General features: G+C 44.2%; 17 protein-coding genes, 1 other RNA gene and 1 other annotated feature. Of the genes, 15 read left to right on the forward strand and 3 right to left on the reverse strand.

Annotated elements, in window-relative coordinates:
- Positions 1–4: 4 nt before the first annotated feature.
- From dtd to BLU58_RS03865, 3 genes are all read left to right on the forward strand, one after another.
- Positions 5–469 (forward strand): D-aminoacyl-tRNA deacylase, encoded by a 465-nt coding sequence (dtd, locus tag BLU58_RS03855; RefSeq protein WP_093290909.1) that lies wholly within the window; start codon positions 5–7, stop codon positions 467–469.
- A 72-nt stretch (positions 470–541) separates the two neighbouring features.
- Positions 542–2551, forward strand: coding sequence for a transketolase (gene tkt, locus BLU58_RS03860; RefSeq protein ID WP_093290910.1), 2010 nt, complete (start codon positions 542–544; stop codon positions 2549–2551).
- Positions 2552–2729: 178 nt separating this feature from the next.
- Positions 2730–3500 carry a hypothetical protein gene (locus BLU58_RS03865; RefSeq protein WP_093290911.1) on the forward strand — a complete coding sequence of 257 codons (771 nt, stop codon included), beginning with the start codon at positions 2730–2732 and terminating at the stop codon, positions 3498–3500.
- A 211-nt stretch (positions 3501–3711) separates the two neighbouring features.
- On the opposite strand, the gene BLU58_RS03870 is transcribed toward BLU58_RS03865, so the two are convergent.
- The gene (locus BLU58_RS03870) at positions 3712–4086 is read right to left on the reverse strand and encodes a DUF423 domain-containing protein (protein ID WP_093290912.1); all 375 of its coding nucleotides are present in this window, start codon (positions 4084–4086) and stop codon (positions 3712–3714) included.
- Positions 4087–4229: 143 nt separating this feature from the next.
- Positions 4230–4467, forward strand: a binding site (T-box leader).
- A 93-nt stretch (positions 4468–4560) separates the two neighbouring features.
- Between BLU58_RS03870 and hisS the strand changes: the two genes are divergently transcribed.
- From hisS to BLU58_RS03895, 5 genes are all read left to right on the forward strand, one after another.
- Complete coding sequence (gene hisS, locus BLU58_RS03875) at positions 4561–5844, forward strand: histidine--tRNA ligase (protein WP_093290913.1); 1284 nt, start codon at positions 4561–4563, stop codon at positions 5842–5844.
- A gap of 3 nt (positions 5845–5847) precedes the next feature.
- On the forward strand, positions 5848–7635 hold the full coding sequence (gene aspS, locus BLU58_RS03880; protein WP_093290914.1) for an aspartate--tRNA ligase: 1788 nt from the start codon (positions 5848–5850) through the stop codon (positions 7633–7635).
- 66 nt (positions 7636–7701) lie between these two features.
- A non-coding RNA gene (gene ssrS / locus BLU58_RS03885) (6S RNA) lies at positions 7702–7881 on the forward strand.
- 60 nt (positions 7882–7941) lie between these two features.
- Positions 7942–8502, forward strand: coding sequence for a 5' nucleotidase, NT5C type (locus BLU58_RS03890; protein WP_093290915.1), 561 nt, complete (start codon positions 7942–7944; stop codon positions 8500–8502).
- Positions 8503–8745: 243 nt separating this feature from the next.
- Complete coding sequence (locus BLU58_RS03895) at positions 8746–9381, forward strand: S1 RNA-binding domain-containing protein (RefSeq protein ID WP_093290916.1); 636 nt, start codon at positions 8746–8748, stop codon at positions 9379–9381.
- Between the two features lie 282 nt (positions 9382–9663).
- Here BLU58_RS03895 and BLU58_RS03905 read toward each other — a convergent pair whose 3' ends face one another.
- Complete coding sequence (locus BLU58_RS03905) at positions 9664–10992, reverse strand: replication-associated recombination protein A (RefSeq protein WP_093290918.1); 1329 nt, start codon at positions 10990–10992, stop codon at positions 9664–9666.
- A gap of 206 nt (positions 10993–11198) precedes the next feature.
- Positions 11199–13388 (reverse strand): alpha-helical endospore appendage domain-containing protein, encoded by a 2190-nt coding sequence (locus tag BLU58_RS17125; RefSeq protein ID WP_093290919.1) that lies wholly within the window; start codon positions 13386–13388, stop codon positions 11199–11201.
- Positions 13389–13708: 320 nt separating this feature from the next.
- Here BLU58_RS17125 and cymR point away from each other — a divergent pair, with 320 nt between their 5' ends.
- The 7 genes from cymR to BLU58_RS03945 all read left to right on the forward strand — a co-directional run bounded on the left by cymR (position 13709) and on the right by BLU58_RS03945 (position 19144).
- On the forward strand, positions 13709–14128 hold the full coding sequence (gene cymR / locus BLU58_RS03915) for a cysteine metabolism transcriptional regulator CymR (protein ID WP_093290920.1): 420 nt from the start codon (positions 13709–13711) through the stop codon (positions 14126–14128).
- A gap of 15 nt (positions 14129–14143) precedes the next feature.
- The gene (locus tag BLU58_RS03920) at positions 14144–15289 is read left to right on the forward strand and encodes a cysteine desulfurase family protein (protein ID WP_093290921.1); all 1146 of its coding nucleotides are present in this window, start codon (positions 14144–14146) and stop codon (positions 15287–15289) included.
- A 32-nt stretch (positions 15290–15321) separates the two neighbouring features.
- Positions 15322–15816: a hypothetical protein gene (locus tag BLU58_RS03925; protein WP_093290922.1), complete on the forward strand. Its 495-nt coding sequence runs from the start codon at positions 15322–15324 to the stop codon at positions 15814–15816.
- Positions 15817–15818: 2 nt separating this feature from the next.
- The gene (locus tag BLU58_RS03930; protein ID WP_093290923.1) at positions 15819–18074 is read left to right on the forward strand and encodes an SF1B family DNA helicase RecD2; all 2256 of its coding nucleotides are present in this window, start codon (positions 15819–15821) and stop codon (positions 18072–18074) included.
- 88 nt (positions 18075–18162) lie between these two features.
- On the forward strand, positions 18163–18648 hold the full coding sequence (locus tag BLU58_RS03935) for a PRC-barrel domain-containing protein (RefSeq protein WP_176786487.1): 486 nt from the start codon (positions 18163–18165) through the stop codon (positions 18646–18648).
- A gap of 25 nt (positions 18649–18673) precedes the next feature.
- Positions 18674–18883 (forward strand): hypothetical protein, encoded by a 210-nt coding sequence (locus BLU58_RS03940; protein ID WP_093290925.1) that lies wholly within the window; start codon positions 18674–18676, stop codon positions 18881–18883.
- A 30-nt stretch (positions 18884–18913) separates the two neighbouring features.
- Positions 18914–19144, forward strand: a complete 231-nt coding sequence (locus tag BLU58_RS03945) for a hypothetical protein (protein WP_093290926.1) — start codon at positions 18914–18916, stop codon at positions 19142–19144.
- Positions 19145–19201: the final 57 nt, after the last annotated feature.

Raw genomic sequence — 19201 nt, forward strand, 5'->3', positions numbered from 1 at the left:
TCGTATGCGAGTTGTCATACAGCGTGTTTCACAGGCGAGCGTTACCGTTGATGATCAAGTAGTAGGGGCCATCGATCAGGGGCTCCTACTACTTGTTGGTATTACTGAAAATGATGGTGAAGAAGAGATTCAAACGTTAGCCGAAAAAGTAGTCCATATGCGGATCTTTGAAGACGAGGAAGGGAAGATGAATAAATCCTTACTTGATCTAGGTGGTGCCATCTTATCAGTGTCCCAATTTACTTTATACGGTGATTGTCGAAAAGGTCGACGCCCTAGCTTCATGGCTGCGGCAAGACCTGAGTTAGCTCATCCATTGTACGAGAGATTTAATGAACAACTTCGTCGTCGTGGAGTGGAAGTGCAGACAGGCATATTTGGTGCGATGATGGATGTATCGTTACATAATGACGGTCCTGTGACAATTTTGTTAGATAGCCATGATCTTGTGAAAAAGAAATTAAGTTGATAATGGATATGGGAGCTTAGCGTGAGTTAAGCTAAGAATAGAGTTCTAACAGCTACAAGGAGGTTGTCTAACTTGACAACAAATCAGATTGATGTACATACGATTAATACCATTCGATTGCTTTCGATTGATCAAATTGAGAAAGCAAACTCAGGGCACCCTGGATTACCTATGGGAGCCGCCCCAATGGCATATGCTTTGTGGAATAACTATTTAAATCAAGATCCCAAAGATCCGAAGTGGATGAACCGAGATCGCTTTGTTTTATCAGCAGGTCACGGTTCTGCACTACTCTATAGTTTGCTACATCTTTATGGATTTGACGTGTCCATCGAGGACTTAAAGCAGTTCCGACAATGGGGGAGCAAAACGCCGGGCCATCCTGAAGTTGGACATACCCCGGGTGTAGAAGCTACCACAGGACCACTGGGTCAAGGGATTTCAACTGCTGTGGGAATGGCGATGGCAGAGGCTCATCTAGCAGCGCGTTTTAATCAAGATGGTTATCCAGTGATGGACCATTTTACCTATGTTATTTGTTCAGACGGTGACTTGATGGAGGGGGTTGCTTCTGAAGCATGCTCCATGGCTGGACATATGAATCTGGGTAAATTAATTTGTCTCTATGATTCCAATGATATTTCATTAGATGGCGAACTAAATCATGCCTTCTCTGAAAAGACATTACAACGTTTTGAGGCCTACGGTTGGCAAGTGATTCGTGTTGAAGATGGTAATGATACAGAAGCAATCTCCAGGGCGATTGAAGAGGCGCAAGCGGACCTCAGACGTCCAACTATGATCGAAGTACGGACCGTGATTGGCTATGGTAGTCCAAATCGCGCAGGCACTTCCGAAGCACACGGAAAGCCGCTAGGGAAAGAAGAGATGGCCGGGACTCGTAAATCGTACAATTGGGAGCACGATGAAGATTTTTATGTGCCACAAGAGGTACGAGCCCATCTGGCTGAAACGATGGAACGTTATACAGCCAAACACGATGAGTGGAAGAAGATGTACGCGAAGTATCAGTCGGAGTTTCCGGAGCTAGCTGGGGAGTTAGAGGCGGCATTTGCAGGGACGCTTCCTGCTGGATGGGAGCAATCTCTCCCTGCTTATCAAGTGGGGGATAAGGCACTTGCTACCCGTGTTGCTTCTGGGAATGCACTACAAGGTCTTGCGAAATCTGTACCTACTCTCATCGGTGGTTCTGCTGACTTGAAATCTTCCAATAATACCGAGATGAAAGGCGCAGGCGTGTTCCATGTCGAAGATTACGCCGGTCGTAATGTTTGGTTCGGAGTTCGTGAACATGCAATGGGCGCGGCCATGAATGGCTTAGCATTACATGGTGGTGTGAAAGCATTTGGGGCTACATTCCTCGTGTTCTCTGACTACCTACGTCCTGCTATTCGTCTGGCCGCTCTTTCTAAGTTGCCAGTAACCTATGTGTTTACACATGATAGTATAGCTGTTGGGGAAGATGGACCCACTCATGAACCAGTGGAGCAAGTTCCATCCCTTCGTCTCATCCCGGGCCTAAAAGTAGTTCGTCCGGCTGATGCGAATGAAACCTCGGCTGCGTGGGCTTATGCCGTAAGCCAAACAGAGCATCCAGTTGTTCTAGCTTTAACACGCCAAAACCTCCCGATTTTAGAAGGCTCTGTCGGAAAAGGTAAAGAGATGATTGAAAAAGGCGCTTACATCGTGTCAGAAGCAAAGAATGGGCAACCCGAAGGAATTTTGATTGCAACAGGCTCCGAAGTAAGCCTTGCGATTGAGGCTCAAGAGCAATTGGCACAAGAGGGTGTTCATGTACGAGTAGTCAGCATGCCTTGTCGTGAAAACTTTGACCTTCTGTCTGTTGATGAGAAAGAAGCGATCTTACCAGCAACCCTTCGTGCCCGTGTTGCGATTGAAGCAGCTCACACCATGGGTTGGCACAAGTATGTTGGCGATCAAGGTAAAGTGATTGGGATCGATACATTTGGTGCATCCGCCCCGGGTAACCTGGTGATGGAGCGCTTTGGTTTTAATGTAGGAAATGTTGTGGAGAAATTCCACCAAGTTCGTTCTCGATAAAGATCAATTTGTGAAGATGAAACAAAAGCGTATCGCCTTAATGGGATGCGCTTTTTTGTACGGATCAGTCAGCTTATACTAGATAACTATGGTATGCTTATCATATGAATGCGATTACATAGAGGATCGGAGTAACTCAAGTAGATAGATGCTCCTGATCTTTAGAGGGGTTTACAGGATGAGTGATCAATTAAAGGATTTTATTGGAATCGTATTTCGAATTGTGAAGTGGATGGTAACGGGGGTTATTTTAATCTTCGTCCCATTTCTTGTGGTTTGGCTCGGCTCTATGTGGATGGAGGGGCTTCTCTTCCATAACAGCACTGACCTATATTTCTATTATCGAAGTCCGACGGGGAATATCGTGACCATTCTTTTAGCACTCTTAATAATGGGATTAATCGTAACAGCGATTCCGACTCGCGAACAGAAACGATCTGGTCAGGCACGGAACAAAAAATATAAGCGGAAAGTGGGAATTTATCTAGCCATATGTCTCCTATTGTCTACATGGGACACCACTACCCATGTATCTGTGAACCAATCCGGAGTTAAAGTAGCTACTCTTTTTGGTCTTCAAACTGAGCAATATAAATGGACGGATATCAAAGAAGCTCATGCTGGGTTTCGATCCAATGAATCAAATGGCTTTCACCCAGAATATTATGTAACCTTTCAAGATGGAGAGAAAGTAGACCTGTGGAGTTGGTCGCTCAGCAATCAAATTCAAGGAAAAAAGACAGACGGCCTCATCACTGCCAATCGCTTAGAACGAGCTAAGGCAATCCTATACATGCACGAAAAGATCAAACAAAACATACCAGACCGATTGAAACCAGGAAAATGCCTGACTAAAAAGGCAAAAGAAGAGATGGAGAAGATGTACTCGGATGCGAAAGTAGAAAGTAGTGTGTTAGAGCTTTATACGCTATGTCCAGGGAAGCTGTAGAGGCTTCCTTTCGTTTGTATAGCAACCTGTTTCCCGCATAAGGAATGACTAGTCACAGAAAATTGATATCCTCTGTATTCACTTGTTAGAGAGTCAATTTCCTGGTTTTTCAAAAAAAGGAAAGGCTGGGAGACTAAGCATTTTGATTATGAGTTTACGGCTATCAAGTGAACAAATATCAACTAACAGCTCCCATCTTTCCTACACACTCTTAACTAAACTGCTTATAAGCCACAACTGCCATTAATACCCAAGCCACGATAAACGCAAGCCCACCAATTGGCGTAATCGCACCTAGCTTTGTTATACCTGTCACAGCCATCACGTAAAGACTCCCCGAAAACAGGACAACACCTGCTAACATCAGCCAGCCTGAAGTAGTTAACATCCCTGAATCCTGGATCTTAGACAGCAAAATTCCCACAATCAGCATCCCTAAGGCGTGAATCATGTGATAATGAGCGCCTGTATTCCAATTAGCAATCATTTTCTCAGCTACTTTTCCTTTTAAACCATGAGCACCAAATGCACCTAAAGCAATACTTAACGCCATATTTATACTACCCAAAAGTAGAAAGAGTCGCATGAGCTGCGCCTCCTTTCATCTATGTATTCGTTTGAACCGAATATAACACACTTACTTATCAGAGAAAACCGAAAGATTTTGCATATCCTTCTTGACATCATTTTTAGGCAAACCTATAATGAGTGTACTATTTTATTTTTGATATCTGGCCTATGAACGGAAAGTAATCTTCAAATAAACAGTTAGAGATGGGAACTCGTGGCTGAAAAGGTCCCTCTGTGATATGAAGATGAAAGACACCTGGAGGTTCTATGTTGAACGCAACTGGTTAGTAAGCATAGACGCGGTCCCGGCGATAACGGGTAAGAGGTGGAAGGAAGCCTGTATAGGTTCTTTCAATTAGGGTGGTACCGCGGGAATGAAAAATCTCTCGTCCCTGACAAAGTTTTTCTTTGTCAGGGACGAGAGATTTTTTATCGTTCCCAGATGAAGAAAACGAATTGGATAGGAAATAAAGGGTAAGGAGACATTCACATGAGCAGAATCGTAAAGGGCATGTTTGATGTCATGCCGAAGGACGAAGAGAAATGGCGACAAGTACAGTGGTGGCGCTTTGTAGAATCAACCGCTCGCACCGTGGCGGAACGTTTTCGTTTTCAAGAGGTTCGCACACCGCTCATGGAGTATACGGAACTATTTGAGCGGGGTGTAGGCGATACCACCGATATCGTAGAGAAAGAGATGTATACCTTTACCGATCGTGCAGGGCGCTCGATTTCACTACGTCCAGAAGGAACAGCAGGGATTGTGCGCTCGTTTGTGGGACATAAAGTATATGCACAGCCCCAACCAACCAAATGGTTCTATATAGGCCCTATGTATCGTTATGAACGGCAACAGGTGGGGAGATATCGTCAGTTTCATCAACTAGGTGTGGAGGCTTTTGGAAGTTTGGATCCTGCGCTGGATGCGGAAATTATCGCTCTCGGAATGCAGTTCTTTGAAGAGTTAGGCTTAACAGGAGTTCAAGTTGAGGTTAACAATGTAGGCGATCCTGAGAGCCGTGCTCGCTACTTTGAGGCCCTAATCGCTTACTTTGAACCGTATAAAGAAGAATTAGCCGAAGATGCACAAAACCGCTTGTATCGGAATCCAATGCGAATCTTAGATAGCAAAGATCCACGTACGAAAGAGATCGCCGTAGGTGCACCGTCCATCTTGGAATATCTCAGCGAGGAAAGCCGTGCGAACTTGGAAGCGGTAAAACAGTACCTAGACATACTCGGTGTAAACTACGTACAAAATGACCGTCTGGTGCGTGGATTAGATTACTATACACAAACTGCTTTTGAATATCTGGTGGATATCCCGGGGGCGCAGGCGAGCACGATTGGAGGCGGTGGCCGTTACAATGGACTCGTGCAGGAAATAGGCGGCCCTGATATGCCGGGTGTAGGCTTTGGGATCGGGCTTGAACGAGTTCTACTAGCATTAGAAGAGCAACAAGTGGAGGTTCCAGAACCAAGCCGTCTTGACTGCTACATGATTACATTTGATCAAGCCACGAAACACAAGTCTATGCAATTACTTGCTGAGCTTCGAAGAGCTGGGCTATCTGCCGAACGGGATTACTTGGATCGGAAGATGAAGGCACAGATGAAAGCAGCCGACCGTGAACAAGCCCGTTTTGTGGCCATCTTAGGAGAAGACGAGCTTTCGCAAAATACGATTCAAGTGAAGAATATGGAAACGGGAACGCAAGAAGCGGTTTCTCTCGATCAACTCGTTACGTACATTCAAACAGAGAAAGGAAGATGATTGATGTCAAAGCCAGTACTACGAACACATAAAGCAACTGAACTTACAACTCAGCATGTAGAACAGGTGATTACCCTGAATGGCTGGGTGCAATCACGCCGTGACTTGGGTGGACTCATCTTTCTAAATATCCGTGATATATCCGGGCAGGTTCAAGTGGTGGTTCACCCTGAGACGGCACCAGAAGTGTTTCACATCGCGGATCAAGTACGTAGCGAATATGTATTATCTGTTACGGGACAAGTTGCATTGCGCGCTCCTGAGACGATTAATAAAAACATGGCTACTGGAGCGATTGAAATCAAAGCCTCTGCCATTCAAGTATTTAGCACAGCAAAAACGCCTCCTTTTCAAATTCTAGATAACATTGATGTGGATGAAACAATCCGTTTAAAGCATCGTTATGTAGATCTTCGTCGTCCAAAGATACAAGAAAACCTCGTTTTACGTCATAAAGCGATGCAATCTGTACGTCGTTTTCTTGACCGCCACGAGTTTCTTGAAATCGAGACCCCGATCATGACGAAGAGTACGCCAGAAGGAGCGAGGGATTATTTAGTACCAAGCCGTGTACACGCGGGTCAATTTTATGCGTTACCTCAATCACCTCAAATTTTTAAACAATTGTGTATGGTGGGCGGACTCGATCGCTACTTCCAATTTGCACGTTGTTTCCGTGACGAAGACCTGCGTGCAGACCGTCAACCGGAATTTACACAGATCGACTTAGAGTTTTCCTTCTTAGAATTAGAGGGGTTTTATCAAATGATGGAAGAAATGTTTGTTACGCTTCTGCGTGAAGTGAAGGGAGTTGAAGTAACTGCACCATTTGAACGGATTCCGTACGCAGAGTCGATGGACCGTTTTGGGAGCGATAAACCGGACCTTCGTTTTGGGATGGAGTTAATCAATGTAGGTGAAGTACTTGCTGACACCGAATTTAAAGTGTTTGCGAGTACACTTGCAAATGGTGGAGAGGTAAAGGCGATCAATGTAAAAGGGCAAGCTCATTGGAGTCGAAAAGAAGTAGACAACTGGGGAAAAGTGGCTGAATCTTTGGGTGCAAAAGGACTTGCATGGTTAGCTTGGAAGCCAGATGGTATAAAAGGCTCTATTGCAAAAGCACTAAAAGAGGAAGAGATTGCTTCCATTGCACAAATAGCTGGGGTGGAAGAAGGCGACTTACTATTTTTCGTCGCAGATAAACCAAGTGTAGTAGCCGCCACATTAGGTGGAATCCGAGCTCGTTTAGGTCGTGAGCTAGGACTCATTGATGAAAGTAAGTATCATTTTGCTTGGATTACCGAGTTCCCTATGTATGAATATGATGAGAGTACGGGACAATTTATACCGATGCATCACCCCTTTACCCGACCGATGGAAGAGGATATTTCCTTGATGGAGACTGATCCAGGAAAAGTACGCGCAGTCTGCTATGACCTGGTGCTAAATGGATATGAATTAGGAAGTGGGAGCTTGCGGATCTATGAGCGGGAGTTACAGGAGAAAATCTTTGCATCATTAGGGCTTACTCCAGAAGAGTCTAGAGAGAAGTTTGGTTTCTTATTAGAGGCATTTGAATATGGTGTGCCTCCTCATGGCGGTATTGGACTCGGCTTTGATCGGATTGTGATGATTTTAGCAGGCGAGACCAACCTTCGTGAAATTATTGCTTTCCCAAAGACTTCTAGCGCTTCCTGCTTGATGACAAAAGCGCCTTCCGATGTAGATGAGCAACAATTGGATGATCTTCATATTGCGGTTAAGATGAATGAAAAAGGGCCACAATAAGCTTGTAGCTAGATGTGTTTGTACTTGTTCTCTTATTTGTAGATGTGGTAATATAGATTTAATGAATAATCCCTGAGATGTTCGTGTGTAAACCGTAATTTTGAGCCAACATTTTTACTGCGGGAGCTTGTGTCAGTGTTTGGAAAGGAAGCCATCATCTAGGTGGAACCTTGAGATTCGCTGCAGAGCACCCACCTGCTAGAGAGCAGGTTCAAAATTGCGGTGCCACGGCATAATGGGGCTTTTTTTGTACATATGTATCAGAAGAGGCGAAGGCTTGTTAACTAGGATTCGGAGTGAGTATAGATGAAATTGGGTGTCGATATTGATGGTACGATAAAAGATACGAAGCAAGCGGCGGTCACTGTTTACAATGAAGAGTTTCATAAGGAGATACGGGCTGAGGATCTTACTGAATTTTATCTAGATCGAGCATATGGTTTAACACCAGAGGAAGGTCGTAAGACTTGGAGACGTCTGGAGGAAAAAATTTATCGCTTAGGAGTTCCATTACCTCATGCTAGAGAAGTGCTACAGCAGTTATCGCAAGAAGGGCATGAGATTTATTATGTCACTGCTAGGCCGGGTCTCCCAAATATCCAAGATGTAACCAAAAATTGGTTGCGCGAAAATGACTTTCCCTATCAAAGTGATCGTCTGATTATGAGTTCGATAGATAAGGCAAAGGTAGCTTTAAAACTAGGGATCGATTTATTCTTTGAAGATGCTCCTAATCATTTAGATCGACTGATAGAGCAGAAAGTTCATACGATGATTGTAGATGCACCTTATAACCGCCAGTATTCGAAGGAAGTACCTCGGATTACCGATTGGCGCCAAGTCTATGAATACATATCAAAGCTCTGATATTGATAAAATAGTGGAAAGCATGCGGGATAAAGAAATGAATCGACATGACCTCGTATGCTTCCATAAGTATACGAATTGTTTCATAAATTATAAAATATTCATTTTCAAATTAAAATAGAAACTTTTAAGCATTTTTGGTAAAATAAACATAAGGTAAATTTTCATATTTCATATTGATTTTTATCTATTATCGCTTTAATGTAAGGATGTATAGTTTATCATGAAAGGAGGCCATATATTATGGCTGAAAAATCATTGGATGAGAGGATAGAAGAATTTACACATCAAACTTCTCTCGCAACAGATCTAGCAAAACCACCCCCATACAATGTGGGAGACCATATTGATGCCACGATTACGTTTATTGCTTCCTATGGAGCTTTTGTGGAGTTAGAGGGTGGGAAATACTCAGGATTGATTCATATAAAGAATATAGCAAATCAATATATTGAGGATATACATGATTTCCTTGAAGTCGGGATGACTATTAATGCGAAAATTATTAGAATTCACAGTGATTTCCGAATTGAGCTTAGTACACTTCATCTTAATTTAAAAAAAACACCTCAAGTCAATGAGAATCGCTTTTATCTTTCTCCTTTGGAGAAGTTAAAAAATGGACTACCTATGGGTGATGATATTATAGAAAGTAGTAGTGCAAAGCCGCCAGAGGAAATACAGAGAATTTTCAATTATTTATCTAAGGTGGTCGGGATTTTATCTCCAGAAAGCAAGGAGAGAGTACAAAGTTTGGTGCAAGAAAAAGGTGTGTTTGCTTTTACGATGAGTTTGGTAGAGGCGTTGAAAGTTTTCGAAGCAGATCTATCATTGTATCTAGTGAAGGAAATAGAGAAACAAATGAGGGATGATCTTTAGCCAAGATCAGTCAGAATTTATCACGACATACCATGCAGCAGAGCGCACGGATCGATTAAAAAAGGAGTTAACTCCTGAGGACATAATCCAACTGGCAAAAGGAGGAAGAGTAATTCTAGACACTAGAGATCATCGATATATACAAAGTGGCGATTTGAGGTTTCCTTGCGTAAAGGAAAACGGGAAATTTATTATTAAATCGATAATAAGTAAGGATATGTATATGACTGCGAAAGACTAGCAAAAAAACAAGCGTTTTGGGGCGCTTGTTTTTTTGTTTTCCTAGGAGTCATTAGACTGTTTCATCCAACGCATAAACTCGATTAATTTTTGCTCGTATCCATGTGTGCTGGGTTGATAGAATGACTTGCCGAGATGTTCGTTCGGTAGATATTGTTGCGGAGTGTATCCCCTAGGGAAATCATGTGGATACTGATACCCTTTCCCGCGATCTTGCGACTTTGCACCCGGGAAGTGACTGTCACGTAGATGGTGAGGGACTTCCGCACGTATTTCTTTCTTCACCGCTTCAAGAGCTTGCTTGATTCCTGTATAGGCTGAGTTACTTTTAGGAGCTGTAGCGAGATAGATGACGGCTTCAGCTAGCGGGATTTGGGCTTCAGGGAGTCCAACGAGTTCTACGGCATGGGCGGCGGCTGAGGCGATGAGTAGAGCTCTGGGATCAGCCATGCCCACATCTTCTGCGGCGTGAATCATGATTCTTCTTGCGATAAAACGAGGATCTTCTCCACCTAGGATCATTTTGGCAAGATAATAGAGGGAAGCATCTGGATCCGAACCACGCATACTCTTGATCCAGGCAGAGACGGTATCATAATGCTGATCACCCGATTGATCATAGCGTACGTGCTTACGCTGAATTGACTCTTCTGCTATTTCTAAGGTGATGTGGCGTATTCCATCTTCGTTTGGTGTTGTGGTCATCACTGCCATCTCTAGCGCATTTAGCACACGGCGGCTATCTCCGTCTGCCATCCGTATAAGATGCTTGCTAGCATCTGGATCAATCTGCACATGAATGTTTCCTAGACCCCGTTCTTTGTCCTGTAAAGCTTGCTGAATGATTTGGGTAAGCTCTTCTTCATCAAGTAGTTCTAATTGAAATAAGAGTGAGCGTGATAGTAGAGCAGCATTTACCTGAAAAGAAGGATTTTCTGTAGTCGCCCCGACCAAAATAAGCGTACCTTCCTCGACATCGGGCAGGAGTGCATCTTGCTGGGAACGATTAAAACGATGGATCTCATCTACAAATAAAATCGTTCTCGTTCCATACATTCCCAAGCGTTCTTTTGCGGACCGAACTACTTGGCGTAAGTCATTTACCCCTGCTGTAACAGCATTTAGTTGTTCAAACTGAGCTTGTGTGGATTCGGCGATGATTTTGGCAATCGTTGTTTTGCCGGTTCCTGGTGGCCCATGTAAAATAATCGAAGATAGTTGATCGGCTTCGATGGCGCGACGTAGTAATCTGCCTTCTCCCACGATATGGGCTTGTCCAACAAATTCATGAAAATTTCGAGGTCTCATACGAGAAGCAAGAGGTCCTTGTTGCTTGGATGTCAAAGCCTGCTGATAATCAAATAGGTCCATGTAGAGATTCCCCTCCAGCTTTTCTCTGTTTTGGTTCTAATATAACATAGATACCCGAACAAACCGTCTAATCAAGAGTGGATTCGAAACATAACAATGAAAGCACTCCCAATCTGCCTGTGGAGGCTTATTGGGAGTGCTTATACTCAACTGATTCTTTTATATGAAAATTTGCGTAGGTGTAATGGTTTCTTTTTCATGTTTAATTACGACCACTGACCAAAAGAGTTTGGGCCACTCCATCGTGCTGCCGTAAGAGGAATGGTTCCCACAACGGTATCTGTCATCTGGTCGATTACAAAGACCTGGTTCACAGTGGGGACTGGAGAATAAACCAGATTAGCCGCAAATGAATTTTGATACGGTGTAAGGAATTGGTTGAGTGAAATACCATCGGAATTTAGCCCTGTTGTAATAATGGTACTTACCGTAGTGGGGAAGCTTGATACATCGGCTACTCCAACGCCATCGGTAGAATTCCATCTTTGAATATATAACTTTTTCGTCATCGGATTTACCGCTACTTCCGTCACATTGGTTCCAACCGGGATGGTTGAATAGATAGCGCCCGGACCCGTTGCTGTACTAATCACAGAAACATTCATAGAACGGAAGTTCCCAGTGTAAACAAACTTATTTTGCGCATCGACAGCAACTCCTTGTGCTTGAATATTGGTTCCAAGGGTAACGGTTGAAACAATCGTTCCACCATTCGCAGCTGTCGTATCAATGATCGATACGAAACTTGTGGCTGCGGCTGATGAGGGGCCATCCGCAACGTAGAGTAGGTTCGTTAACGGATTGAATCCCATTTTTAATGGATTGGGTCCAACCTGGATCGATGCTATGAATGTACTTGGGAAACTAGAAACATTATAAACATTCACCCTGCTATTATTTGTATCGCCTACATATAAAGTATTCTTGTTTGTTGTTGTTAGCCCACGTATGAGAGGATTAGTCCCTGGAATGGTTATGGTATCAATGATTGTATTACTCATCCCGTCAATGACATAAACACTTGTCGTTCCACTGACGTAAACCAAATTATTAATGGTATCTACTTCTCCGTCTGGGTTTGCGAGATTTGTTCCCACGTCAATCGTAGCTAGGATGCGATTCGTCCTAGCATCGCAAGCAATTACATTGGTTCCACCTGCGGCATAAACCAATGGGATAGGATTTGTATTGGTTCCAGTTGGCCCCGTCGTTCCAGTAGACCCAGTAGGTCCGGTGTTTCCTTGGGGTCCCGAAGCCCCACTAGCGCCCGTTGGTCCCTGAGGTCCGGTGTTTCCTTGGGGTCCCGAAGCCCCATCAGCGCCCGTTGGTCCCTGAGGTCCGGTGTTTCCTTGGGGTCCCGAAGCCCCATCAGCGCCCGTCGTTCCAGTAGACCCAGTAGGTCCGGTGTTTCCTTGGGGTCCCGAAGCCCCATCAGCGCCCGTTGGTCCCTGAGGTCCGGTGCTTCCTTGAGGCCCCGAAGCCCCATCGGCGCCCGTCGATCCCTGAGGTCCGGTGCTTCCTTGAGGCCCCGAAGCCCCATCAGCGCCCGTCGGTCCCTGAGGTCCGGTGCTTCCTTGAGGCCCCGAAGCCCCATCAGCGCCCGTCGGTCCCTGAGGTCCGGTGCTTCCTTGAGGTCCCGAAGCGCCGTCAGCGCCCGTTGGTCCCTGAGGTCCGGTGTTTCCTTGAGGTCCCGAAGCGCCGTCAGCGCCCGTTGGTCCCTGAGGTCCGGTGTTTCCTTGAGGCCCTGTTGTTCCATTTGCACCAGTTGGAACTTCTAATCTCACATCCACAGAACCAGGTATGATCTCAATTTCTAACGTATCGGATATAAAATTGATTGTATCTCCAAAACTGAGTGGAACACTTCCGCTTGCACCTGAATTTCCTTGAACTAAAAATAAGAAATCACCCGTAACAAAAGACCCTGTTGGTCCTTGAGGTCCGGTTGGTCCCTGAGGCCCCGGAGCCCCCGTGACTCCAAGTGATCCCTCAGGTCCAGATGGTCCCTGAGGCCCTGTAGCCCCCGCTGGCCCAGGAGGCCCTCCTGATGGTCCAGTAGCTCCCGTTGTTCCGGGTGCGCCTGTAGGCCCTCTTGTAACGTCTGTGTTTAACACGTTTTCTAATTTCTCATTTAGTATCCATTCTTTCTTACCAATAACATTAATCGTATCGCGAACGCTGCTATTGATCGTAAGTAGGTCGCTAATGGTGGGTTGAAAGGTTGTTGATACGCCAGGGAGAGTCCCTAGAACATATTGAAGTTTTTCTCCCTCTGCATTAATGATATGGCTGAGGCCTAATTCTTCTAACGCAATTGATGATAGTAGCAAATTAACTGCATCTTCTCTGGTAATTTGTATGTTAGGTGAAATATTAGGGATATTAGCTTGAGACATCGTTCTATCCCCTTTCTATCTAAATTTAGTGTAAATATGGCACATTCGAAAATCCATATTCCACTTGTTTGGTGCTTGATTTCTCATTGTAGACATTACGTACTAAAAAATATTCAGAAATATTATATGATTTTTTCTTGTATTTGTGTCTGTACAGTAGCATTAGCCAAGTTGCACGATAAATATATTCGCCAGGTACTATGTGTGTAATAATCATGTACAAATGGAGAAAGATTGGGGAATATGATAAACTAACCATGGTTTCCTGTATGCCTTTCTAAGTTAAAATAAGGGTACAGGTCAAGAAAGAGGTGTTTGATTTGAAAATTTCTACCAAGGGTCGATATGGCCTGACGATTATGATGGACTTAGCAACACACTACGGGCAAGGTCCCATTCCTTTAAAAAGAATTGCAGAGAGACATGATTTATCTGAACATTATCTAGAGCAACTTGTAGCTCCACTTCGAAATGCAGGATTAGTAAGAAGTATTCGTGGAGCCTACGGGGGATATAAATTAGCGAAAACACCAGAAGAGATTACAGCCGGAGCAGTGATTCGGGTACTAGAGGGGCCTATAAGCCCTGTAGAATTTACGGATGAAGACCATCCTGCTCGTCGGGATTTATGGAAACGAATTCGCGATGCGATTGCAAGTGAATTAGATTCCACTACGCTTTCACACCTCATCCAGTTTTCGGCTGAGGGAAATAATGAAAACTTCATGTTTTATATCTAAAGACAGGTGGACGGTATGTCAATTTATTTAGATCATGCAGCAACAACTCCAATTGATCCAAGAGTAAAAGAAGCGATGGACCCGTATCTGGTAGATGCTTTTGGCAATCCTTCTAGTATTCATACGTATGGGCGCGATGTACGAGCCGCGATTGATGTGGCAAGAGAGACGATTGCTCGTTCCATTCATGCGGCTGACCCGAGCGAAATTGTGTTTACGAGCGGTGGAACAGAAGCAGATAATATGGCCTTGCGGGGTGTTATGGTAGAGGCGAGATCGTCTGGCAAAAAGCATCTCATTACGAGCCAGATCGAACATCATGCCATATTAGATACATGCGAATACCTAGAGAAGTTAGGGTTTGAAGTAACGTATGTACCAGTAGATAGCTTTGGGCGGGTATACCTTCAAGATATACAAAATGCGATTCGCCCTGATACCGCCCTTATCTCCATCATGTTTGGAAATAATGAAATCGGTACGTTGCAACCCATTCGTGAAATCGGTGAGTTTGCTCGTGAGCGAGAAATTCTCTTTCATGTGGATGCAGTGCAGTCGCTAGGATTAGAAGAAATTAATGTAGGGGATTTGCCGATTGATCTTATGTCGATCTCTGCCCATAAAATTTACGGACCAAAGGGGATTGGCGCCCTTTATGTTCATAAAAAAGTGAAAATGATGCCCCAGATGTTTGGTGGATATCAAGAACGAAAAAGACGGGCTGGTACAGAAAATGTACCCGGAATTATAGGGTTTGCGAAGGCAGTAGAATTACGGATGCAGGAAAGAGAGAGGTATCGCGAACATTTAAAGCAATTACGGGACGAGTTGTTTCGTGATTTAAAAGTGAAACAGATTGATTTTGTGCAAAATGGACATGCGGAACAATCGTTGCTCCATATTGTAAACTTGAGCTTTCCGGGTATCGATTCGGAGACTCTGTTGATGAATCTAGATATAGCAGGAATTGCCGTATCGAGTGGCTCAGCTTGTACTTCTGGAACCATTCACAAGTCTCATGTGATCGAAGCACTACAGGTCGGAGAGGAACGGGCGGACTCAGCGATCCGCTTTAGTTTTGGTCAATCGAATACGATAAAAGAGATTTCGTATGTTGTAAATATACTAAGGGATACCATTCAAAGGCTTTCTAGGACATAGAAGATAACAGAGGAAAAGGGAGAGATTGGCTGTTGACGGCGAGATTTGAAAATGGGATGGCACAATGGGAACATGATGTGGATAATATCCATTGGAAGTCAATTCTTCACGAAATCGATGAGGCTCTGGCAGACAATCTAGCGGCGGAGATCGGATTTTCATCATTTGAACGTTTGGAGCACGCTTCTGAGTTGGTTGCAGGTGAATACCATATTTGTCATCTCTCAGATGGTCGATGGGCTTGGTGGAATGTGGAAATGTATGTAACAGAAGACCCGCTTTTCTTTCAATCGAAGATAGAGTTGATCCAATATATTCAGCAATTTCTACAGCTTGATTCGAAGCAATTAAAAAGGTTAGACGAAGGACTGGGTCAAGCGTTCCAAATGAAACGTTGTCTCTATTGTGAGTATGAGTATGATCCTCAAGACGCTGATCATTGGGACCCTGAGCAAGAACAGCCTGCCTATTGTTCTGCTACATGTGCGACATCATCCGTTTTAGAGGAGATGAAAGATGGACTGTGAATATGACTGAGCAGCAGCTTCCTTCCATGGACTCCTATGTTCGCGGTACATTTGTCCGGGAACTATTTTATAACGAAGAGAATAGCTACGGTGTGTTTCTACTGGATGTGATAGAAGCATCATGTGAGGGGAGTCCCAAAACTGTTACCGTTGTTGGGAACTTTTTGCGTCCGCATGAAGAGGAGGTGTACACCTGTTATGGTGAATGGCGGACTCATGCTCGATTTGGGGAGCAATTTTTTATAGAGCGCTTGGAAAAGGAATTTCCTCGTTCTAAGGAAGCTGTTGTGAAGTACTTATCAAGTGACCTCTTCCATGGAATCGGAAAAAAGACAGCGATCCGGATTGTGAAGTGTTTAGGTGAGGACGCCTTAAAACGGATTTTTACGAATCCAAAAGAGTTAGATCAAGTTGAGGGATTAAATGAAACGCAGAAGACTACGATTATCAAGGGATTAGGAGAAAATCGCATCTTGGAGCAAGCGTTGGTTTTTCTTTATGAATCAGGGTTTGGTGCGATTATGGCTTTAAAAATCGTGCAGATGTATAAGCATGAAACCCTCGAAATGATTAAAGAGAACCCCTATCGCCTGATTGATGATATCGAGGGGATTGGTTTTCGTCGTGCAGATGAGTTAGCGCGAAAACAAGGAATTGCAGAAGATGCACCCCAGAGGCTCCGAGCGGCTATTTTGTATCTATTACAAGAAGCTTCTTATTCAAATGGGCATGTATACCTCACGAAGGAAGAAGTATGGGAGCAAGTGAAAGAATTGTTGGGAAGTAAGACAGAAGAATGGTTTCCTTTAGAAGTTCGGAATGAGTGTTATGCAGATTTATTAGGAAATAAGCGTGTGTTACTAGAGGAAGAACGGGTTTACCTGCCTACCTTATTTTATGCGGAGTATGGCTTGGCTCTAAAGATGAAGCAGTTGCTCGAGCAGGTGCAGGAAAAGGAATTTGCGGTTCAAGATATGTATCAGGCACTCGGGGAAGTCGAGGAAGCGTTCGACATTCATTATGCAGATTGCCAAAGGGAAGCGATTATGCAGGCTCTACGTTCTTCTATCATGATTTTGACCGGTGGTCCTGGTACCGGAAAGACGACCGTCATTAGGGGGATTTGCCATCTGTTTGGCAAGCTTCATGAATGCTCGCTAGATCCTGAGGCCTATAAAGGTACAGATAAGCCCTATCCGATTCGATTAGTTGCTCCAACAGGGAGAGCGGCTAAGCGAATGAGTGAAGCGACAGGACTTCCGGCGATGACGATCCATCGATTATTGGGCTGGAAAGGTGAGTTTTTTGAGCATCATGCGGAGAACCCGATCGAAGGCTCTTTGCTGATTGTCGATGAGACTTCCATGCTGGATATATGGCTAGCGAACCAACTCTTTCGTTCTTTGCCATCTGGGATGCAAGTGATCTTAGTGGGGGATCGTGATCAGCTCCCTTCTGTAGGTCCGGGTAAAGTATTACATCATCTTCTGGAAGTAGAGCGGATTTCGCGGGTCGAACTGGATGAGATCTTTCGGCAAGCAGGCGATTCTTCGATTATTCAACTTGCTCACCAAGTACGAAAAGGCGATACTCCTGAAGATTTGATGGAAAAGAAGCCGGATCGACGCTTTTTTCCTTGTAATCGAGATCAAGCAGTCCAAGTTGTATTACAAACGTACGAGAATGCGATCCAAAAGGGATATACTTTATTTGACGTGCAAATTTTATGTCCTATCTATAAGGGACCAGCGGGTGTGGACCGGATGAATCAAGAAATTCAACAATTGATTAATCCGAAGAGCTCGTTGAAAAAAGAAGTCTCATGGGGGGATACGCTGTTTCGCATGGGAGATAAGGTATTACAAACTTCTAATCATCCCGAATTCCCTGTGTATAACGGAGATATGGGCATCGTAACAGGAGTGGAAGAGGAAGCGAGTAGCGATGAGCCTGTTCTCTATGTCTCCTACGAGAAGCTAGAAGTTCCTTACAAACGGAGTCAGCTGGGACAGCTTACACTCGGTTACGCTTGTTCCATTCATAAGTCGCAGGGATCAGAGTTTGCCATTGTGATCCTGCCCGTCCTACATACATATCGCAGAATGCTAGCTCGAAACCTGATTTATACCGGCATTACTCGTGCTAAATCATACTTGATTCTCTGTGGAGAAAAGGCGGCATTCTCTTACGGAATTACACAAGAACATAGTGAGGACCGTAATAGTCGACTTAGTGAAATCATTAGTGAAGATTGGTAAATTGGAAATCACTTCCTTCCCTTTTGTTGATGGTATTTCTACAGAGTGAAAAACCATACTAAGAACAGCGGGAGGAGGGCTATTCCTTTTGCGGAAATCACAAGAGATTCTTGGCGCAACGGTAATTCATCAAGAAACAAACAAAGTACTTGGGGTTGTCACGGACTTGTTATTTAACAGTGAGCAAGTGTTAGCAGGCTTATTGTTAGAACGAGGAGGCTGGTTACGCTTCCGAAGATACATTCCGATCGAGTGTATAGTGGCGCTTGATTTTGAAACGGTAAGAGTACACTGTGAAGAAAAATTCACGAAACAAGCACCGATCTTGGGATGGACGGGAGTCGTAACGGGGATGAATCCGCTTCGTGGACGGCCAGTCGAAACGGTAGACGGATTGCAACTTGGAGAAGTGATGAATGTCTATTTTCTGGAAAATCTGGGGACGATAGTAGGGTATGAACTTTCTGACGGATGGTGGAATGATTTACTGCATGGACGGAAAAAGGTAACTCCAGACAGGCCGTATATCTGGAAGCAGATGACGGTACTGGCAACCTGTGCAGATTCGACCTGAAGTAGATGATAAGGATGGAAACCCTATGTTACTTCGATGTCCTAATTGCAATTCTCACGATCTAGGCCGAGTGGGAACAAATCAACTTTATTGTTGGCACTGTTATATTGAGTTGGTACTCGAAAATGGTCAAATTGTACACGTTTATCAAGTAGAAGAAGACGGATCCCTTACTTCGTTAAACGATTTGTTTCTTGATGATGATTCATTGCCAGAACAGCAAAATTTCGCCTAACTCTAATTTATAGCCAGAGGAGGGAGAATCGTGAATCGTCGCGTAACTTCAATGTTAGTCGGTGGCGTAATTGCTTACGCTGTTTATTGCTTATTTCGGACCGGCCGGATGCCCCGTGCGTTGCATTTTACGATGAATGTCGATTTTGGGTCCCTGCGATCTCGGCTCATGCGTATGATGAAACGAAATATATTTATGGGAATGACATTTTTAAAGGTCATGATCAAACAATTGATCCGACAACTTCGTGCGGCAAGGTGAAAACTAGCCTCCTCGATCAAGGGGGCTAGTTTTTCTTGTTATAAATTGGTCAAATTG

Origin of the sequence: Thermoactinomyces sp. DSM 45892 (assembly GCF_900107305.1) — a bacterium.
Taxonomy (GTDB): Bacteria; Bacillota; Bacilli; order Thermoactinomycetales; family Thermoactinomycetaceae; genus Baia.